The sequence below is a fragment of the Streptomyces flavofungini genome (genome assembly GCF_030388665.1).
Taxonomy (GTDB): Bacteria; Actinomycetota; Actinomycetes; order Streptomycetales; family Streptomycetaceae; genus Streptomyces; species Streptomyces flavofungini_A.
Genome location: NZ_CP128846.1, coordinates 4,378,304 through 4,395,485, shown reverse-complemented (window position 1 = coordinate 4,395,485; position 17,182 = coordinate 4,378,304). Strand labels below are relative to the sequence as shown.

Genomic DNA, 17,182 nt, shown 5'->3' with positions numbered 1-17,182 from the left:
ACATGCCCATCGCAACCCCCGACGTCTACAACGAGATGCTGGACCGGGCGAAGGCAGGCAAGTTCGCCTACCCGGCCATCAACGTGACGTCCTCGCAGACCCTGCACGCTGCCCTGCGCGGCTTCGCGGAGGCGGAGAGCGACGGCATCATCCAGATCTCCACGGGTGGTGCTGAGTTCCTGGGCGGCCAGTACAACAAGGACATGGTGACGGGCGCGGTGGCCCTCGCCGAGTTCGCGCACATCGTCGCGGCGAAGTACGACATCACGGTCGCGCTGCACACCGACCACTGCCCGAAGGACAAGCTCGACGGCTACGTCCGCCCGCTGCTCGCGGTCTCCGCCGAGCGCGTCAAGGCCGGTCAGAACCCCCTCTTCCAGTCCCACATGTGGGACGGCTCCGCCGAGACCCTCGCCGACAACCTGGCCATCGGCCAGGAGCTGCTGGCCCAGGCCGCCGCCGCGAAGATCATCCTCGAGGTCGAGATCACCCCGACCGGCGGCGAGGAGGACGGCGTCACCCACGAGATCAACGACGAGCTGTACACCACGGTCGACGACGCGATCCGCACCGCCGAGGCCCTGGGCCTGGGCGAGAAGGGCCGCTACCTGCTCGCCGCCTCCTTCGGCAACGTCCACGGCGTCTACAAGCCGGGCAACGTCGTGCTCCGCCCCGAGCTCCTGAAGGACCTCCAGGAGGGCGTCGGCGCCAAGTACGGCAAGCAGTCCCCCTTCGACTTCGTGTTCCACGGCGGCTCCGGTTCCACCGAGCAGGAGATCGCCACGGCGCTGGAGAACGGCGTCGTGAAGATGAACCTCGACACGGACACGCAGTACGCCTTCACGCGTCCCGTCGCCGACCACATGTTCAAGAACTACGACGGCGTCCTGAAGGTCGACGGCGAGGTCGGCTCCAAGAAGACCTACGACCCGCGCACCTGGGGCAAGTCCGCCGAGGCGGGCATGGCCAAGCGCGTCACCGAGGCCTGCGCGAACCTGCGCTCCACCGGCACGAAGCTCAAGTAACACCACCCACATCGTCCGGCCGGGCCCGGCACTCCGCCACAGCGCGCGAGTGCCGGGCCCCCGGCATGCCCGGAGGGATCCGCCCGTGACCACAGCGCCCTACGACTTCGACACCCCCGTCGACCGGCTCGGCACCTGGTGCGTCCAGTGGGACGGCGTGCCCGACCTGCTCCCCTTCACGATCTCCGACATGGACTTCGCCTGCGCGCCGCCCGTCATCGACGCCCTCCAGCGGCGGGTCGCGCACGGCGTCTTCGGCTACACGGACTGGCGCAACGACGACTTCCGGGGCGCCGTCCGCGACTGGTTCGAACAGCGCCACGACACCGACGTCGACCCCGGCTCGCTCGTCTACGCCCCGTCCGTGCTCAACCAGATATCCCAGCTCCTGCGGATGTGGACGGAGCCCGGCGACGGCGTGGTGGTGCACACGCCCACCTACGACGGGTTCCGGAAGGCGGTCGGCGGGCTCGGCCGCGAGCTGCGCACCGTGCCCGTCGACGATCCCGGACTCGCCCTCCTCGAAGCCGAGTTGGCCCGTCCCGGCGCGCGCGTGCTGCTGCTCTGCTCGCCGCACAATCCCACCGGGCGGGTGTGGAGCGACGCCGAGCTGGCCGGGATGGCCGCGCTGTGCGAGCGGTACGGGGTCGCCGTCATCAGCGACGAGATCCACGCCGACCTCGCGCACGCCGGGTCCACGCATCTGCCGTGGACCCGGTACGCGCGCGGGCGGTGGGCTCTCGTCACCTCCGGCACCAAGGCCTTCAACTTCCCTTCTCTCAGCGGGAGTTACGGCTTCGTCGGGGATCCGGACGACCATGCCGCGTTCGTGCGGCGGATGGACACGGGCGAAGGGCTCGCCTCGCCCGCCGTGCTCTCCCTCGTGGCGCACATCGCCGCCTACCGGGAGGGGGCGGAGTGGCTGGACGCCGTGCGCGCCTACACGTACGCGAATCTGCGGTTCGTCGGGGAGCGGTTGAACGAGGCCTTCCCCGAGCTGGGGTGGGTGCCCCCGCAGGCGGGTTATCTCGCCTGGATCGATCTGCGGGGGGTGCTCGGGGACGCGGGGGACGAGGTGCTTCAGCGGGAGCTGGCGGAGCGGCAGGGGGTGGCCGTCAGGGCCGGGGGGACATATGGGGCGCCCGGGCACGTGCGGCTGAATGTGGGGTGCCCTCGGGGGAAGGTCGAGGTGGGGGTGGAGGCGTTGGTGCGGGGGGTGCGGGCGGTCAGGGGCTGAGCCCCGGCAGGGTCGCCCATGCCGCAGACTTGTCCCATGGCCATTCACGAGAACCTGCTCGGGGGACCGCCCCCGACCCACCTGCCCGACGACCCGGAGCCCCGCGAACTGCTCGCGGGCGGCACCCCGGCCACGGAGGTGGCGGCGAAGTACCCGACGTCGTCCCTCGCCTGGGCCCGCCTCGCCGACGAGGCGTACGAGGCGGGACGAGTCGTCGAGTCGTACGCGTACGCCCGTACGGGATACCACCGCGGCCTCGACTCCCTGCGCCGCAGCGGCTGGAAGGGCCACGGCCCGGTGCCCTGGGAGCACGAGCCGAACCGCGGCTTCCTGCGCGCCCTGCACGCCCTGGCCCGCGCCGCGGGCGCGATCGGCGAGCAGGAGGAGTACGAGCGCTGCTCGACGTTCCTGCGCGACTCCTCCGCGACGGCGGCGGACACGCTTGGCTAGCACCCCGTCCGGCCCCCGCACCCGCGGGCCGGCCAAGACCTGCCTGGACACCCGGTGTGACCAGGCAGGTCTTGCCGTTTCCGGGGATGTTGCGGAGGATGCGGGTGGGGACCGGGGCCCCCGTGCCGGTACCGGCAGGGGCGGACCGCTACCCGGAGTACGCATCTAGGAGACAGCGATGTCCCACGAGGCGCACGCGGCGCACGAGCCCGGCCCGCAGTCCGCGGCGACGGACGACGAGAGCCCGGACAGCCCGAACCTCGACTTCGCAGGCACCACCCCTTACGAGGACTACGTCCAGGCGGACGTCCTCACCCACCTCCAGCACCTGCGGTCCGACGACCCCGGTGAGATGGTCTTCCTCGTCACCACTCAGGTGATGGAGCTGTGGTTCACCGTCATCGTCCACGAGTGGGAGACCGCCGCGCGCGCCCTGCGCGAGGACGACGTGCCGGTGGCCATCGCCGCCCTGAAGCGGTCGGTGCGGGAGCTGGAGGCCCTGAACCACTCGTGGAAGCCGCTCGGCCAGCTCACCCCCGCCCAGTTCAACTCCTACCGGGGCGCGCTCGGCGAGGGCTCCGGCTTCCAGTCGGCGATGTACCGGCGCATGGAGTTCCTGCTCGGTGAGAAGTCCGCGTCCATGCTCGTGCCGCACCGCGGCGCCCCGCGCGTGCACGCGGAGCTGGAGAAGGCGCTGCAGGAGCCGAGCCTGTACGACGAGGTCCTTCGGCTCCTCGCCCGCCGCGGGCACCCGATACCGGCCGCCGTCCTGAACCGTGACATCTCCCGCAGGTACGAGCCGTCGCCCGAGGTCGAGGCCGTGTGGACGGCCCTGTACGCCGGGGACGAGGGCGCCGAACTCGCCCGGCTCGGCGAGGCGTTGACCGACGTCGGCGAGCTGGTCTGGCGATGGCGCAACGACCACCTGGTCGCCACCCGCCGCGCCATGGGCTCCAAGACCGGCACGGGCGGCTCCGCCGGGGTGGCGTGGCTGGAGAAGCGGGCCGCGAAGAACGTGTTCCCGGAGCTGTGGACGGCGCGCAGCCATGTCTGAGGCCGAGGCGTCGGGGGCGGGAGAGATGTCGGAGGTGGCCGAGGTGTCCGAGGTGTCCGAGGTGTCGGAGGTGGCCCAGGTGGCTCTGGAAGCTGAGCGCGTGCGGCTCGTTGATGCCGCCGCCGTACAGGACGGAAAGGACGAACTCGCCCACAAGCGGGCCGAGTTCGTGCTCGACGAGACCGTCTATCTGGACGGGAACTCGCTGGGCGCGCTGCCCCGGGGCGTCGAGGCCCGCGTCGCCGACGTCATCACCCGCGAGTGGGGGCGGATGCGCATCCGCTCCTGGGAGGAGAGCGGCTGGTGGACCGCGCCGGAGCGGATCGGCGACCGGCTCGCCCCGCTGATCGGCGCCGCCCCCGGGCAGGTCGTCGTCGCCGACTCGACGAGCGTCAACATCTTCAAGGCGCTGGTGGCGGCCGTGCGCATCGTCCGTCAGCGGGCCGGGGACGCGGCCTCCCCGGACGAGGGGCGCGACGAAATCCTCGTCGACTCCACCACCTTCCCCACGGACGGGTACATCGCCGCGTCCGCCGCCCGCCTCACCGGCTGCCGCCTGATCCCGGTGGCCCCCGCGGACGTCCCCGGCGCACTCGGTCCGCGTACCGCCGCCGTCCTGCTCAACCACGCCGACTACCAGTCGGGGCGCCTGCACGACCTGCCCGGCCTGACGGAGGCCGTGCACTCGGTCGGCGCCCTCGTCGTGTGGGACCTCTGCCACACGGCGGGCGCGCTGCCCATCGGCCTCGACGAGCAGGGCGTGGACCTGGCGGTCGGCTGCACCTACAAGTACCTGAACGGCGGCCCCGGTTCGCCCGCGTACCTGTACGTGCGCCGGGAGCACCAGCCGCACTTCGACTCGCCGCTGCCCGGCTGGAACTCGCACGTCGAGCCCTTCGGGATGCGGTCCGACTACGAACCGGCGCCCGACGCCGTACGCGGCCGCGTCGGCACCCCCGACATCCTGTCGCTGCTCGCCCTCGACGCCGCGCTCGACGTGTGGGACGGGGTGTCGATGGCGGCCGTGCGCGCCAAGTCCCTCGCCCTGACGGACTTCTTCCTGGAGTGCGTCGCCGCGTACGTGCCCGCGGGCCGCGTCGAGTCGGCCACGCCCGTGGCGCACGCCGAGCGGGGCAGCCAGATCGCGCTGCGCTGCCCGGACGCCGCCGACGTCATGAAGCGGCTCATCGAGCGGGGCGTGGTCGGCGACTTCCGCGCACCGGACGTGCTGCGCTTCGGCTTCACACCGCTGTACGTGTCGTTCGCCGACGCGGAGCGGGCGGCGTGGGTCCTCGCGGCGACCCTGGCGGAGGCGCCCGGGGCCGCGGCGTAGCCGGGGGCGCCCACCGTGGCGTCCCGTGGCCCCCGAGGGCTCCCCGTGGCCGGGGAGAGTGCCGTGGGGTCGCTGGATGGGGCGGTGCGGTGGGCCCTGGGGCACGGATGCCCGCCGGATCCTGATACCGTCCGGCAAATCTGGATCATGGTACGAACGCCCGTCGGCCGCCGGACAGTTGCTGCCGGTGGCCGACGGGCGGCCAGTGGCCGAGTTTGAGAGGGTTGCCGTATGCCGGACGACGCCGCCGTGGCCCGCGATGCCGCCGAGCAGGACTCCGCTTTCGCGCATCCCGCGGTCCGGCCCGACTCCACCGCCGCGTACGGGGCGCACGCGGACCAGGTCATCGACTTCTACGCCCCGCGCGGCGGCGCCGATCGGGCCGCGCCGCTCGTCGTGGTGCTGCACGGTGGCGCGTGGCGGGCTCCGTACGACCGCGCGCACGTGTCACCGTTCGCGGACTTCCTGGCCCGGCGGGGGTTCGCCGTGGCGAGCGTGGAGTATCGGCGGGGGGCTTCTGGGGGGCTGGTCCCGGCGCAGGGCGGCGCGGGGCCCGTCGCCGGGCGGTGGCCCGACACCCTCGACGACGTGGCCGCCGCGCTCGACGCCTTGCCCGGGCTCGTCCGGACGGCGCTGCCTGGCGCCGACCCGCACCGGGTCGTGGTGACCGGGCACTCGGCCGGGGGGCATCTCGCGTTGTGGGCGGCTGCGCGGCACGTGCTGCCGCAGGAGTCGCCTTGGCACCTGGCGCGGCCCGCCCCGCTGCGGGGTGTGGTGGCGCTGGCCCCGATCGGGGATCTGCGGGTGGCGGACGATCTGGGGGTGTGTTCCGGGGCGGTGCGGCAGTTCCTGGGTGTCGCTGCTTCCGGGGCGGGGGCGGGGGGCGCCGAGGCGCTGTTCGAGGAGCGGCTTGCGCATGCGGATCCGGCGGTGCTGCTGCCCACCGGGATCGCGACCACCGTCGTGCAGGGGCGCACCGACATCGTCGTGCCGCAGGTCGTCTCCGAGGCGTACGCGGACGCGGCGGCCAAGGCCGGTGAGGTGGTCGGCTTGACGCTGCTGGAGGACGTCGGCCACTTTCCCCTGATCGATCCGGCGGCGGACGCCTGCGCGGTGGTCGCGGAGGAGATCGCCCAGCTGGCGTTCTGACCCCGGGGTGGGCCGGGCGCCCCCGGGTCGCGCTTCGCGCTCGTCCTCAATCTCCCCCCAAGCTCTCAAGGAGCAGGTCTTCAGCCTGTCCGGCGTTCGAGGACGAGGCGCGGAGCGCCGATTCGGGGGAGGACGGGCCCACCCGTACGGGACACCCGCCCCCGGGGTCCAGGGGCGCAGCCCCGGTTTCGGGAAAGGGGCGGGATCGGGGAGCCCCGGCAGGGCCCGGCCCCCGCCACGTAGTACCTGGGACGGACCCCCGCGAACCCGTCCCGGAGGGGACGCGGCGTCGTCCCCCCGCCCCGTACCGTCTGACGCGTGACCGAGAAAACGCGCAGCCCGGAGTTCCACCTCGCGCAGAACGCCCTCCAGGGCCTGCGCACGGACCTCTTCCACAACGCCTTCGCCTACCGCCCCCTGCCCCCACTGCGCCCCGACGCACCGCTGGTGCAGTGGCTGCCGGGGCGGATACGCAGGTTCGCCGTGTGGTCCCCGCACGCGGTGGTCCTGACGATGGCCGCGTTCACGGTGCTGGTCACGTACGCGGGGATGTCCGGGGGCTACGGCGGCAACGGCCTGATCGAGGTCCTGGCGTCGCTGGTCCCGGCGCTCACGGTGGCCCTGACGCTGGTGCGCCCGGTCCTGGCGTGGTGGCTGTCGCTGGCGGTGACCCCGTTCCTCGTGGCCGTGGCCGGCGGCATCGACTACCCCTGGTCGCCGGGCTCCTTCGCGGGGCACACGATGGTGATGATGGTGGTCGCGGCCCGCACCCGCCCCCGCGCGGCGGCCTGGATGTGGATCCTCACGACCGTGTACTCGTTCGTCGCGGACGCCGGCGGGTCGCACTACGCCTCCAACAGCGGGGCTCTCGCCGTGGTCAGCGGCATCGCGATCACCCTGGTCAGCCTGGTCGCCGTGAACACCAACACCCGCCGCGAGGTCGTGGCCGAGCGCACCGTCACCGCCGTGGAGCGGGACCGGCGCACGCTCCTGGAGGAGCGCACGAACATCGCTCGCGAGCTGCACGACGTGGTCGCCCACCACATGTCGGTGGTCGCGATCCAGGCGGAGGCCGCCCCGTACCGGGTGGAGAACCCGCCGCCGGAGCTGGAACAGGCCTTCGCGACGATCCGCGAGAACGCGGTGATCGCCCTGACCGAGCTGCGCCGCGTCCTCGGCGTCGTCCGGGCGGAGGACTACGAGGCCCCCGACGCCCCGCAGCCCACCCTCGCCGACATCGACCGGCTGCTCGACAACGTGCGCGGCACCGGCCTCGCCGTGGAGAAGGTCGTCACCGGCGCGGTCCGCGAGCTGCCGCAGGGCGTGGAGCTGTCGGCGTACCGCATCGTGCAGGAGGCGCTCAGCAACAGCCTGCGGCACGCGCCGGGGGCGACGGCCCGGGTGGAGATCGGCTATGTCCTCGGCGGGCTCGGCCTGCGGATCGTCAACGGGCCCCCGACGGATCCGGTGAAGCCGTCGCCGGGCGCCGGGCACGGCATCACGGGCATGCGCGAGCGGGTGTCGATGCTGGACGGCGACATGACGGCGGAGCCGACCGAGGAGGGCGGGTACGAGGTGACGGTGTTCCTGCCGGTCCCGGCTGACGCCCCGCGGGCGGCGGAGGCGGGGGGCGCCACGAGGGTGGCCGACGCCCCTGCCGCGCCCGGGTCCACGAAGGCCGCGCCCACCGTGCCCGCGCCCTCGTCCCCCGAGACCGCCCGCACCGTCTCCCTCGACAAGCCCGCCGGAGGTCACGCCTGATGAACCGCACCATCCGCGTCCTGATCGCCGACGACCAGATGATGGTCCGCGAGGGCTTCTCCGTGCTGTTGAACGCGATGCCGGACATCGAGGTCGCCGGTGAGGCGGTGAACGGGCGCGAGGCCGTCGAGCGGGTCCGCGAACTCGCCCCGGACGTCGTCCTGATGGACATCCGCATGCCGGAGATGAACGGCATCGAGGCCACCCGCGAGATCGTCGCGGACGCGCGCGTCGAGACGAAGGTCCTGGTCCTGACGACGTTCGACCTGGACGAGTACGTCTACCAGGCGCTGCGCGCGGGCGCCTCCGGCTTCCTGCTCAAGGACGCCTCCGCCCGCCAGCTCGCCGACGGCGTCCGGGTGGTGGCCTCCGGCGAGGCGCTGCTCGCGCCGACGGTGACGCGCCGCCTGATCACGGAGTTCTCGAAGCTGTCGGACAACCCGCGGCTCGCGGCGTCCGCGCAGGCGCAGGCGCAGTACGGCGAGCTGACCGAACGCGAGACGGAGGTCCTGGTGCTCATCGCGCAGGGCCTGTCGAACGGGGAGATCGCCGCCCGTCTCGTCGTCGCCGAGTCCACGATCAAGACGCACGTCAGCCGGGTCCTGGTGAAGCTCGGCCTGCGCGACCGCACCCAGGCGGCCGTGTTCGCGTACGAGGCGCGGCTGGTCACGCCGGGCTGAGGGGGCCGGTCGGGCGGGCGCGCGGGTCCGGTCGGGCGGGGTGCGCGGGTCCGGTCGGGCGGGGTGCGCCGGTCTGGTCAGGCGGGGTGCGCGCGGCTAGCGTCCCCGCATGGACGCCCCCTTCGACCCCTGGTCGCCCCAGTTCGTGGCGGACCCCTACCCCGCGTACGCCACCCTGCGCGCCCGGGGCCGCGCGCACTACTACGAACCCAGCCGCCAGTACCTGATCCCGCACCACGCCGACGTCGCCGCCCTGTTGCGCGACCGCCGCCTCGGCCGCACGTACCTGCACCGGTACAGCCACGAGGAGTTCGGCCGCCAGGCGCCGCCGCCCGAGCACGAGCCGTTCCACGTCCTCAACGACAACGGCATGCTCGACCTGGAGACCCCGGCGCACACCCGTGTCCGCCGCCTGGTGGCGAAGGCGTTCACACCGCGCACGGTGGAGCGCCTTCGGCCGTACGTCGAGGGCCTCGCGGACGAGCTGGTGCGGGGCCTGGTGGCGGACGGGGGCGGGGACCTGGTGGCGCGGGTCGCCGAGCCGCTGCCCGTCGCGGTGATCGCCGAGATGCTGGGCGTGCCGGAGGCGGACCGGGGGGCGCTGCGGCCCTGGTCGGCGGACATCTGCGGGATGTACGAGCTGAATCCGGGGGAGGAGACGGCGGCTCGGGCCGTGCGGGCCTCGGTGGAGTTCTCGGCGTACTTGCGGGAGCTGATCGCCGCGCGGCGCAAGGAGCCCCGCGACGATCTGATCAGCGCCCTCATCGCCGCGCACGACGAGGGCGACAGGCTCAGCGAGCAGGAGATGATCTCGACCTGTGTGCTGCTCCTGAACGCGGGCCACGAGGCGACCGTCAACTCCACGGCGAACGGCTGGCACGCCCTCTTCGGCCACCCCGACCAGCTCGCCGCCCTGCGTGCCGAACCGGAGCGGCTGCTGCCCACGGCCGTCGAGGAGCTGCTGCGCCACGACACCCCGCTCCAGCTCTTCGAGCGGTGGGTGCTCGACGACATCGAGGTCGGGGACACCCTCATCCCGCGCGGCAGCGAGGTGGCGCTGCTCTTCGGCTCCGCCAACCGGGACCCGGCCGCGTTCGCCGCCCCCGACACCCTGGACCTGGCCCGCGCCGACAACCCGCACATCTCCTTCGGCGCGGGCATCCACTACTGCGTCGGCGCACCGCTCGCCCGCGTCGAACTGGCCGCCTCGCTCGGGGCGTTGCTGCGCCGGGCCCCGGACCTGCGGCTCGCGGCGGAGCCCGTGCGCAAACCGGGCTTCGTGATCCGGGGCCTCGGGGAGCTGCTCGTCGAGTGCTGAGCGGCTGCGGGGCGGGGCGTGTTCAGCCGGTCGCCAGGTCCCGGCGGCGCAGGCCCGCGAGCCCGGCCGCCGTGAACACCACCGCCGCGGCCGTGAGCAGCAGCACCGGGCTCCACGCCATGTCCTGGCCCGGCAGCTTCGGCAGGTGCGAGAACGGCGACAGGTTCATGATCGGCTGCGGTACGTCGAGGGCGGGGCCGATCCAGCCGATGAGCAGGGCGAGGCCCGCCACGCCCCAGGCGCCGACGGCCAGGTGGGGCGAGAGGCCGTGCAGCAGGACCGCGACGGCGCCGAGCAGCCAGATCGCGGGGAGCTGGACCAGGCAGGCGCCGAGGATCGGCCCGAAGTCCTGCCCGTATCCGATGGCGAGTCCGCAGGCCGCGAGCAGCATGATCAGCGCGGCGCCCGCGAAGGCGAGCACGAGGTGGCCGGCCGCCCAGCGCAGCCTGCCCACCGCGTTCGCGAGGACCGGCTCGGCGCGCTGCGAGGTTTCCTCGCCGTGCAGCCGCAGGACGGAGGCGACGATGTAGAGCGCGCCGACCATGCCGACGAGGCCGACGATCGCGGCGAGGAAGGCGTCGGTGAGGCCGGTCTGGCCGCCCATGCGCTCGAAGATCTCGCGGGTGTTCTCGTTGTCGCCGACCAGGTCGGCGGCGCCCTCCGTCATCCCGCCGAAGACGAGACCGGCGGCGAGGAAGCCGAGGCTCCAGCCGATGACGGCGCCGCGCTGCAGCCGCCGGGCGAGCGCGCCCGCCGTGCCGAGGCGGCCGTGCGCGGGTCCTGGGCGGGACGGCAGGAAGCTCATGCCGACGTCGCGGCGCCCGGCGAGTTCGTACGCCCCGATGGTCTGGACGGCGGCGGCGCCCGCGAACAGCAGCAGCACCCACCACCGTTCGGCGCCGAACGACCGCAGGTTCTCCAGCCAGCCGACCGGGGACAGCCAGGTGAGCAGCGAGGACCCGTCGGCCGTCGCCGAGTCCCCGGCCGCGCGCAGCACGAACGCCGCGCCGAGCAGCGCCGACGTGAGGCCCTTGGCGAGGCGGGCGCTCTCCGTGAGCTGGGCGACCAGCGCCGCCATCGTGGCGAACACCATGCCCACCCCGGCGATGCCGAGCCCGAGCGCGAGCGCCCCCGCGCCGCCCTCGCCCGCGAGTCCCGCGGCGACGAGCAGACCGAGGAGCGCGTTCGCGACCAGCGCCGTGAGCAGCGCCGACGTCAGCGGCGCCCGGCGGCCGACCATGGCCGAGGAGATCATCTCCTGGCGCCCGGTCTCCTCTTCCTCGCGGGTGTGCCGTACGACGATGACGAGGCTCATCACGGCGGCGAGCACCCCGGCGAAGACGCCGACGCGCCAGGCCGTGAGCCCGCCGAAGGACTGGTCGAAGACGGGGCCGTAGAGGGCGCGCAGGGAGGCGTTGGTGGCAAGGGACTCCGTCAGGTCGGCGCGCTGGGCCGCCGTGCCGTACACCTCCTTCAGGGTGCTCGGCATGCTCAGGACCATCATCGCGATGACGGCGAGCCACACCGGGATGATCACGCGGTCGCGGCGCAGTGCCAGGCGCAGCAGCGGTCCGGTGCCCGCCAGGTGGCGGCGGCCGCCGGTGCGCCGCGCGGGGGCCGCGGGCGCGGTGGTCGCGGTGGTCATCGCGACATCGCCTCCTGGGACCCGCGCTCGGCGCCGGCCGTCGCCACGTCGTCCTGGTAGTGGCGCATGAACAGCTCTTCCAAGGTGGGCGGGGTGCTGGTCAGGGACCGGATGCCGGACTCGGTGAGGGCGCGCAGGACCGCGTCCAGCTTGTCGGTGTCGACCTGGAGGGCGACGCGGTGTCCGTCGATCTCCAGGTCGTGCACGCCCGGCAGGTGCGCGATCCCGTCGGGGGCGGCGGCGAGTTCGGCGCGGACGCTGGTGCGGGTGAGGTGGCGCATGTCGGCGAGGGAGCCGGACTCGACGGTGGCGCCCTTGCGGATGATGCTGACCCGGTCGCAGAGGGTCTCGACCTCGCTGAGGATGTGCGAGGACAGCAGGACCGTGCGGCCCTCCGCGCGCGCCCGGACCACGCAGCTCTGGAAGACCTCCTCCATCAGCGGGTCGAGGCCGGACGTCGGCTCGTCGAGGATGAGCAGCTCGACGTCCGAGGCGAACGCGGCGACCAGGGCGACCTTCTGGCGGTTGCCCTTGGAGTAGGCGCGGCCCTTCTTCGTCGGGTCCAGCTCGAACCGCTCGATCAGCTCGGCCCGCCGCTCCTGGTCGAGGCCGCCTCTCAACTTGCCGTACAGATCGATGACTTCGCCGCCGGAGAGGTTCCGCCACAGGGTGACGTCGCCCGGTACGTACGCGAGGCGCCGGTGCAGTTCCACGGCGTCGTGCCAGGGGTCCTTGCCGAGGAGCTGGGCGGCACCGGAGTCGGCCCGCAGCAGGCCGAGCAGGACGCGGATGGCGGTGGACTTGCCGGCTCCGTTGGGCCCGAGGAAGCCGTGCACCTCACCGCGCTCGACGTCGAGGTCGAGGCCGTCCAGTGCGTGCGTCCGGCCGAACGACTTGTGCAGCCCGGACACGGTGATTGCCTTCGTCATGTTTTTGAACGTACGCTACTTTCACAAATTTGTGAAGTTAAGGAACTGTATAAACTTGGGGTGAGCCGGGCGAGCAGGGGAGATGATCTAGCGATGAGCACGGACGAGAAGGACGCGGTGGCGGGCCCGGTGGGCGTTTCCGTGAAGGGGGAGGCGGACGGGGTCGCGGACGGCCGCACGGAGGACCTGGCGGCCGCGTCCCGGTTCACCGAGCAGTTCGCCGCGCAACTGGTCTGGGCCGGGATGCCGCGCATGCCCGCCCGCGTCTTCGCCGCCCTGCTCGCCTCCGAGTCCGGCGCGCTCACCTCGGCCGAGCTGGGGGAGCGGCTGCACGTGAGCCCGGCGGCGGTCTCGGGGGCGGTGCGCTATCTGACCCAGCAGTACATGGTCGCCCGCGAGCGGGAGCCCGGTTCGCGGCGCGACATCTTCCGGGTGCACAGCAACCAGTGGTACGAGGCGCTGACCAACCGCGACTCCGTCCTCAAGCGCTGGGAGACCGCCCTGCGTGAGGGCATCGCGGGCCTCGGCCCCGACTCACCCGCGGGCCACCGCCTGGAGGAGACCCTCGCCTTCTTCGAGTTCGTGCAGGTGGAACTGGCGGGCATGATGACGCGCTGGCGCACCCACCGGGAATCCCTCTTCGGCCCGCCGCGCTGACGCCCCGGGCCGAGGCCGCCTCACCGAGGCAGCACCAGCCCCCAAGCCTGCGCCCGCACGTGCCACGTCCGGCTCCGCACCGGGCCGCTGACCTCCGCGTCCGCCCGGTAGCGGAAGTCCGGCCCCGACACCGTCACCGACCGGGCCCGCGCCCGCACCGGCGCGACCTCCGCCCCGACGGACGCCGGATGCACCTCGACCCGGGCGAACCCGGCCCCACCGGGCCGCACCCGCACCCCCTCGACGGGCTGGTCGAGGTCCACGAGGGTCACCCCGTCCGCCTCGACCCGCAGCCGCGAGGGCCCGCCGGGCACCACCCGCGAGGGCCGCACGGCCAGCGTCCGCACGAGCGACTGGCAGGTCCGCAGCCACGGATGCCGCTCCCCGCCCCCGGCCTCCCCGGAGTCCTCGGCCCCCGGGACCCCGCCCCCGGCCCCCACCGGGCCCACCGGCGGAATCAGCACGTCCCCGAGGACCACCCCGTCCCGGTCGTCCACGAGCAGATCCAGCCGCCGCGGCGTCCCCTCCAGGACGGCCCGGGCCGCGGCCACCGCCCCGGCGGGCACCCCGAGCCCCCGGGACAGCCGGACGGCGGACGCGGCGGAGCCGACGGGAACGACGGAGAGAACGGCGGACGCGAGCGCGCGCTCCCGGTGCAGCACACCGACCGCGCGCAGCAGCGCGGCATCGTCGCCCACCACGACGGGCCGCCGAGACCCGCGTCTGACCAGCGCTTTCGTGAATTCCTCGGGGCTTTCAGGCAGGCACACCCTGACGCCCGCGCCCGCGCCAAGCACGTCCTTGGCGATACGCACGGACTCCCCGTCCGTGCGCCGGGCGACCGGGTCGATGACCACCAGAAGCTGGTCGCGAGCCGACACGTGCGCCCTTTCTTTAGGTCTCGGGTAGCATCTTTGTGCAAGAGCCCCTTGCGCTATTGCGCCAGGGGCTTCGTCTATTCCGGGGCAACCAAGGCACATCCACATCGACGGCCGACGGCCTGTCGCTGTGGCCCCTGACCTTGGACATGCCCCGCCCGGAAGGGGTGTACGCCTGTGCCCGCACTCGTGCTGCTCGGTGCTCAGTGGGGTGACGAAGGCAAGGGAAAGGCCACCGACCTGCTCGGTGGCTCCGTGGACTATGTAGTGCGTTACCAGGGCGGCAACAACGCCGGCCACACGGTTGTCGTAGGCGACCAGAAGTACGCGCTGCATCTCCTCCCTTCCGGGATCCTCTCACCGGACTGTGTCCCGGTCATCGGCAACGGAGTCGTCGTCGACCCGTCGGTCCTGCTCTCCGAGCTGAGCGGTCTGAACGAGCGCGGCGTCGACACGTCGAAGCTGCTGATCAGCGGTAACGCGCACATCATCACGCCGTACAACGTGACGGTCGACAAGGTCGGCGAGCGCTTCCTCGGCAAGCGGAAGATCGGCACGACCGGCCGCGGCATCGGCCCGACGTACGCCGACAAGATCAACCGCACCGGCATCCGCGTCCAGGACCTCTACGACGAGTCGATCCTGAAGCAGAAGGTCGAAGCGGCCCTGGAGCAGAAGAACCAGCTCCTGACGAAGGTGTTCAACCGCCGCGCCATCGAGGCCGAGCAGATCGTCGAGCAGCTCCTGGAGCACGGCGAGAACATCAAGCAGTACGTCGCCGACACCACCCTGATCCTCAACAACGCCCTCGACGAGGACAAGGTCGTCCTGTTCGAGGGCGGCCAGGGCACGCTCTTGGACGTGGACCACGGCACGTACCCGTTCGTCACCTCGTCGAACCCGACCGCGGGCGGCGCCTGCACGGGCACCGGCGTGGGTCCGACGAAGATCAGCCGGGTCATCGGCATCCTGAAGGCGTACACCACGCGTGTCGGCGCGGGCCCGTTCCCGACCGAGCTGTTCGACAAGGACGGCGAGGCGCTGCGCACCATCGGCGGCGAGCGCGGTGTCACCACCGGACGCGACCGCCGCTGCGGCTGGTTCGACGCCCCGATCGCCCGCTACGCGACCCGCGTGAACGGCCTGACGGACTTCTTCCTCACCAAGCTGGACGTCCTCACCGGCTGGGAGCAGATCCCGGTCTGCGTCGCGTACGAGATCGACGGCAAGCGCGTCGAGGAACTCCCGTACAACCAGACGGACTTCCACCACGCGAAGCCCATCTACGAGACGCTGCCCGGCTGGTCCGAGGACATCACCAAGGCCAAGACCTTCGCCGACCTGCCGAAGAACGCGCAGGGCTATGTGAAGGCCCTGGAGGAGATGTCCGGCGCGCCGATCTCGGCGATCGGTGTGGGCCCGGGCCGCGACGAGACGATCGAGATCAACTCGTTCATCTAGCGGTCAACCGGCGCGCCTGGTCCGGGAGTCCGGCTCGTCCGGAAGCTCGGAGCAGGCGCGCAGGCCCTCGGGTGTCGCGCACGGCAGATGGCCATGGGTGCGGATCACGTCCTGGCCGCTGCCGCGCGCGTACGCGAGGAAGCTCGACGCGAGCGAGTCGGCGGGCGGCTGCCCGTAGGTGTAGGCGTACTCGATCTCGCGGTACGGATAGCCGTCGCCGCTCGCGAGGTCGTCGGTGGACGCCTCCCGGCCGTCCAGGGACAGCCGGCGCAGGCCCTTCAGGTGCGTGGCGGCGCGCAGCTCGCTGTAGCCGACGGCGCCGGGGACGCGGCCGACGGCGTCGAGGACCTGCTCGGTGGAGTCGAGTTCGCAGCGGATCACGGGCGCGCGGGCGTCGTCCTTGCGCACGCAGTCGTTGGACGACGCCTTGATCTCGAAGTCGCCGTCGAGCAGACGGCGTTGCAGGGTGTCGCGGGTGCCGGAGCTGGAGCCCCGGCTGACCAGGACGACCTCCTGGTCGGCTCCGCCGAGCTGCTTCCAGTTCCTGATCTCGCCCCGGTAGAGCCGCCGCACGTCCCTCAGCGACAGATTCCGCAGCCGCACCCCGTCGTTGACGACGAGCGCGTACGCCGAGACGGCCACGCGATGCTCGACGAGCCGTGGATAGCCGTCCGACTTGGGCCCGTCGGACAGGGCGATCAGCGGCGGCGACTTCTTCGCGGACCGCGCCGACTTCGCGCCCTCCGCGTCGAGTTCGCGTATCCCCGCCGTGCTGCCGTGCGCGCTGACGCTGATGTCGGCGTCCGGGCAGTCGTCCTCGTACTTCTCCTTCAGCTCCTCGGCGACGGGCCGGAACGCCGTCGACCCCACGATGGTCAGCCGACCGGTGGCACACTCGATCGGCGTCGGGTCGTCCTCGCTCACCAGGATCATCGCGGCGAGCGTGACCACGGAAGCGGTCAGCAGGGCGGTGAGGACCTTCGCGGGGCGGCTGAACAGCGGCGGCTTCTCGTCGGGCGTGGTGGACCGGTTGGGCTTCACCTCGCCCGCCTGGAGGCCGCCGGAGACGATGACCTCGCCGCCGACGGCGCCGCCGGTGAGCAGGACGAGGAGCTTGTAGTGCTGGCCCCGGTTCAGCGGGACGCGCGGGACGTACAGCGTCGAGCCGTCGTACCGCAGTCCCGCCGCCGGGGTGAAGTGCTCCATCAGGTGGTCGGCGCCCGCCTGCGCGGTGACGGCGAGGCCGCGCACGGTGCGTCCCGTGAACACGGCGGTCAGGCCGTGCAGCGCCCGCCCGGTGTAGTCGGCGTCGCTGATGGACTGCGACCCGTCGTTCTCCACCCGAAGGAGCACCAGCGTGGCGTCGGACATCTCCGGCGTCTCGTCGAACAGCCCGAGCCGGGCGTTCGCGCCGCCCGTGCGGACGTTGTCGCCGATCGCGGTGTCCATCTGCACGCGGTAGCCGATGCGTTTGCGCCGCGGCACCCGGCGCTCGTACCAAATGGCACCCAGCGTGGCCAGCAGCCCGAGCGCGGCGGTCAGAACAGCGACGACATTCTCGGGGCTCAACCAGTCCACGCCCGCACGCTACGGAGGCGCCCCCGG

The 17,182-nt window shown here is 72.8% G+C and carries 15 protein-coding genes; 11 read left to right on the top strand and 4 right to left on the bottom strand.

Annotated features, from left to right (window positions below):
- Window positions 1-2 precede the first annotated feature (2 nt).
- From fbaA to QUY26_RS18195, 9 genes are all read left to right on the top strand, one after another.
- Window positions 3-1,025 (top strand): class II fructose-bisphosphate aldolase, encoded by a 1,023-nt coding sequence (gene fbaA / locus QUY26_RS18235; RefSeq protein ID WP_289947957.1) that lies wholly within the window; start codon window positions 3-5, stop codon window positions 1,023-1,025.
- Window positions 1,026-1,110: 85 nt separating this feature from the next.
- Entirely contained in the window at window positions 1,111-2,262 is a 1,152-nt protein-coding gene (locus tag QUY26_RS18230; protein ID WP_289947955.1) for a MalY/PatB family protein, read from the top strand.
- 36 nt (window positions 2,263-2,298) lie between these two features.
- A complete protein-coding gene (locus QUY26_RS18225) occupies window positions 2,299-2,712 on the top strand; it encodes a DUF3151 domain-containing protein (protein WP_289947952.1) in 414 nt (137 codons plus the stop codon).
- Between the two features lie 178 nt (window positions 2,713-2,890).
- On the top strand, window positions 2,891-3,766 hold the full coding sequence (locus tag QUY26_RS18220) for a tryptophan 2,3-dioxygenase family protein (RefSeq protein ID WP_289947950.1): 876 nt from the start codon (window positions 2,891-2,893) through the stop codon (window positions 3,764-3,766).
- Between the two features lie 25 nt (window positions 3,767-3,791).
- The gene (gene kynU / locus QUY26_RS18215) at window positions 3,792-5,099 is read left to right on the top strand and encodes a kynureninase (protein WP_436840515.1); all 1,308 of its coding nucleotides are present in this window, start codon (window positions 3,792-3,794) and stop codon (window positions 5,097-5,099) included.
- Between the two features lie 231 nt (window positions 5,100-5,330).
- A complete protein-coding gene (locus QUY26_RS18210) occupies window positions 5,331-6,248 on the top strand; it encodes an alpha/beta hydrolase (RefSeq protein WP_289947948.1) in 918 nt (305 codons plus the stop codon).
- Window positions 6,249-6,566: 318 nt separating this feature from the next.
- Window positions 6,567-8,009 carry a sensor histidine kinase gene (locus QUY26_RS18205; RefSeq protein WP_289947946.1) on the top strand — a complete coding sequence of 481 codons (1,443 nt, stop codon included), beginning with the start codon at window positions 6,567-6,569 and terminating at the stop codon, window positions 8,007-8,009.
- Window positions 8,009-8,689, top strand: a complete 681-nt coding sequence (locus tag QUY26_RS18200; protein WP_289947945.1) for a response regulator — start codon at window positions 8,009-8,011, stop codon at window positions 8,687-8,689. Before QUY26_RS18205 ends, QUY26_RS18200 begins: the two co-directional genes overlap by 1 nt.
- Window positions 8,690-8,798: 109 nt before the next feature.
- Window positions 8,799-10,007: a cytochrome P450 gene (locus QUY26_RS18195; RefSeq protein WP_289947944.1), complete on the top strand. Its 1,209-nt coding sequence runs from the start codon at window positions 8,799-8,801 to the stop codon at window positions 10,005-10,007.
- A 22-nt stretch (window positions 10,008-10,029) separates the two neighbouring features.
- Here QUY26_RS18195 and QUY26_RS18190 read toward each other — a convergent pair whose 3' ends face one another.
- Together QUY26_RS18190 and QUY26_RS18185 are read right to left on the bottom strand one after the other, a co-directional pair.
- Complete coding sequence (locus QUY26_RS18190; RefSeq protein WP_289947942.1) at window positions 10,030-11,652, bottom strand: ABC transporter permease; 1,623 nt, start codon at window positions 11,650-11,652, stop codon at window positions 10,030-10,032.
- A complete protein-coding gene (locus QUY26_RS18185) occupies window positions 11,649-12,581 on the bottom strand; it encodes an ABC transporter ATP-binding protein (protein WP_289947939.1) in 933 nt (310 codons plus the stop codon). The genes QUY26_RS18190 and QUY26_RS18185 overlap by 4 nt, the downstream gene beginning before the upstream one ends.
- Window positions 12,582-12,674: 93 nt before the next feature.
- Here QUY26_RS18185 and QUY26_RS18180 point away from each other — a divergent pair, with 93 nt between their 5' ends.
- Complete coding sequence (locus QUY26_RS18180; protein ID WP_436840356.1) at window positions 12,675-13,238, top strand: GbsR/MarR family transcriptional regulator; 564 nt, start codon at window positions 12,675-12,677, stop codon at window positions 13,236-13,238.
- 20 nt (window positions 13,239-13,258) lie between these two features.
- On the opposite strand, the gene QUY26_RS18175 is transcribed toward QUY26_RS18180, so the two are convergent.
- The gene (locus QUY26_RS18175) at window positions 13,259-14,119 is read right to left on the bottom strand and encodes a diacylglycerol kinase (RefSeq protein ID WP_289947935.1); all 861 of its coding nucleotides are present in this window, start codon (window positions 14,117-14,119) and stop codon (window positions 13,259-13,261) included.
- Between the two features lie 174 nt (window positions 14,120-14,293).
- Here QUY26_RS18175 and QUY26_RS18170 point away from each other — a divergent pair, with 174 nt between their 5' ends.
- Window positions 14,294-15,577 carry an adenylosuccinate synthase gene (locus QUY26_RS18170; protein WP_289947933.1) on the top strand — a complete coding sequence of 428 codons (1,284 nt, stop codon included), beginning with the start codon at window positions 14,294-14,296 and terminating at the stop codon, window positions 15,575-15,577.
- A 3-nt stretch (window positions 15,578-15,580) separates the two neighbouring features.
- Here the strand turns inward: QUY26_RS18170 and QUY26_RS18165 are convergent, their stop codons facing one another.
- Window positions 15,581-17,155, bottom strand: coding sequence for a substrate-binding domain-containing protein (locus QUY26_RS18165; RefSeq protein ID WP_289947931.1), 1,575 nt, complete (start codon window positions 17,153-17,155; stop codon window positions 15,581-15,583).
- Window positions 17,156-17,182 lie beyond the last annotated feature (27 nt).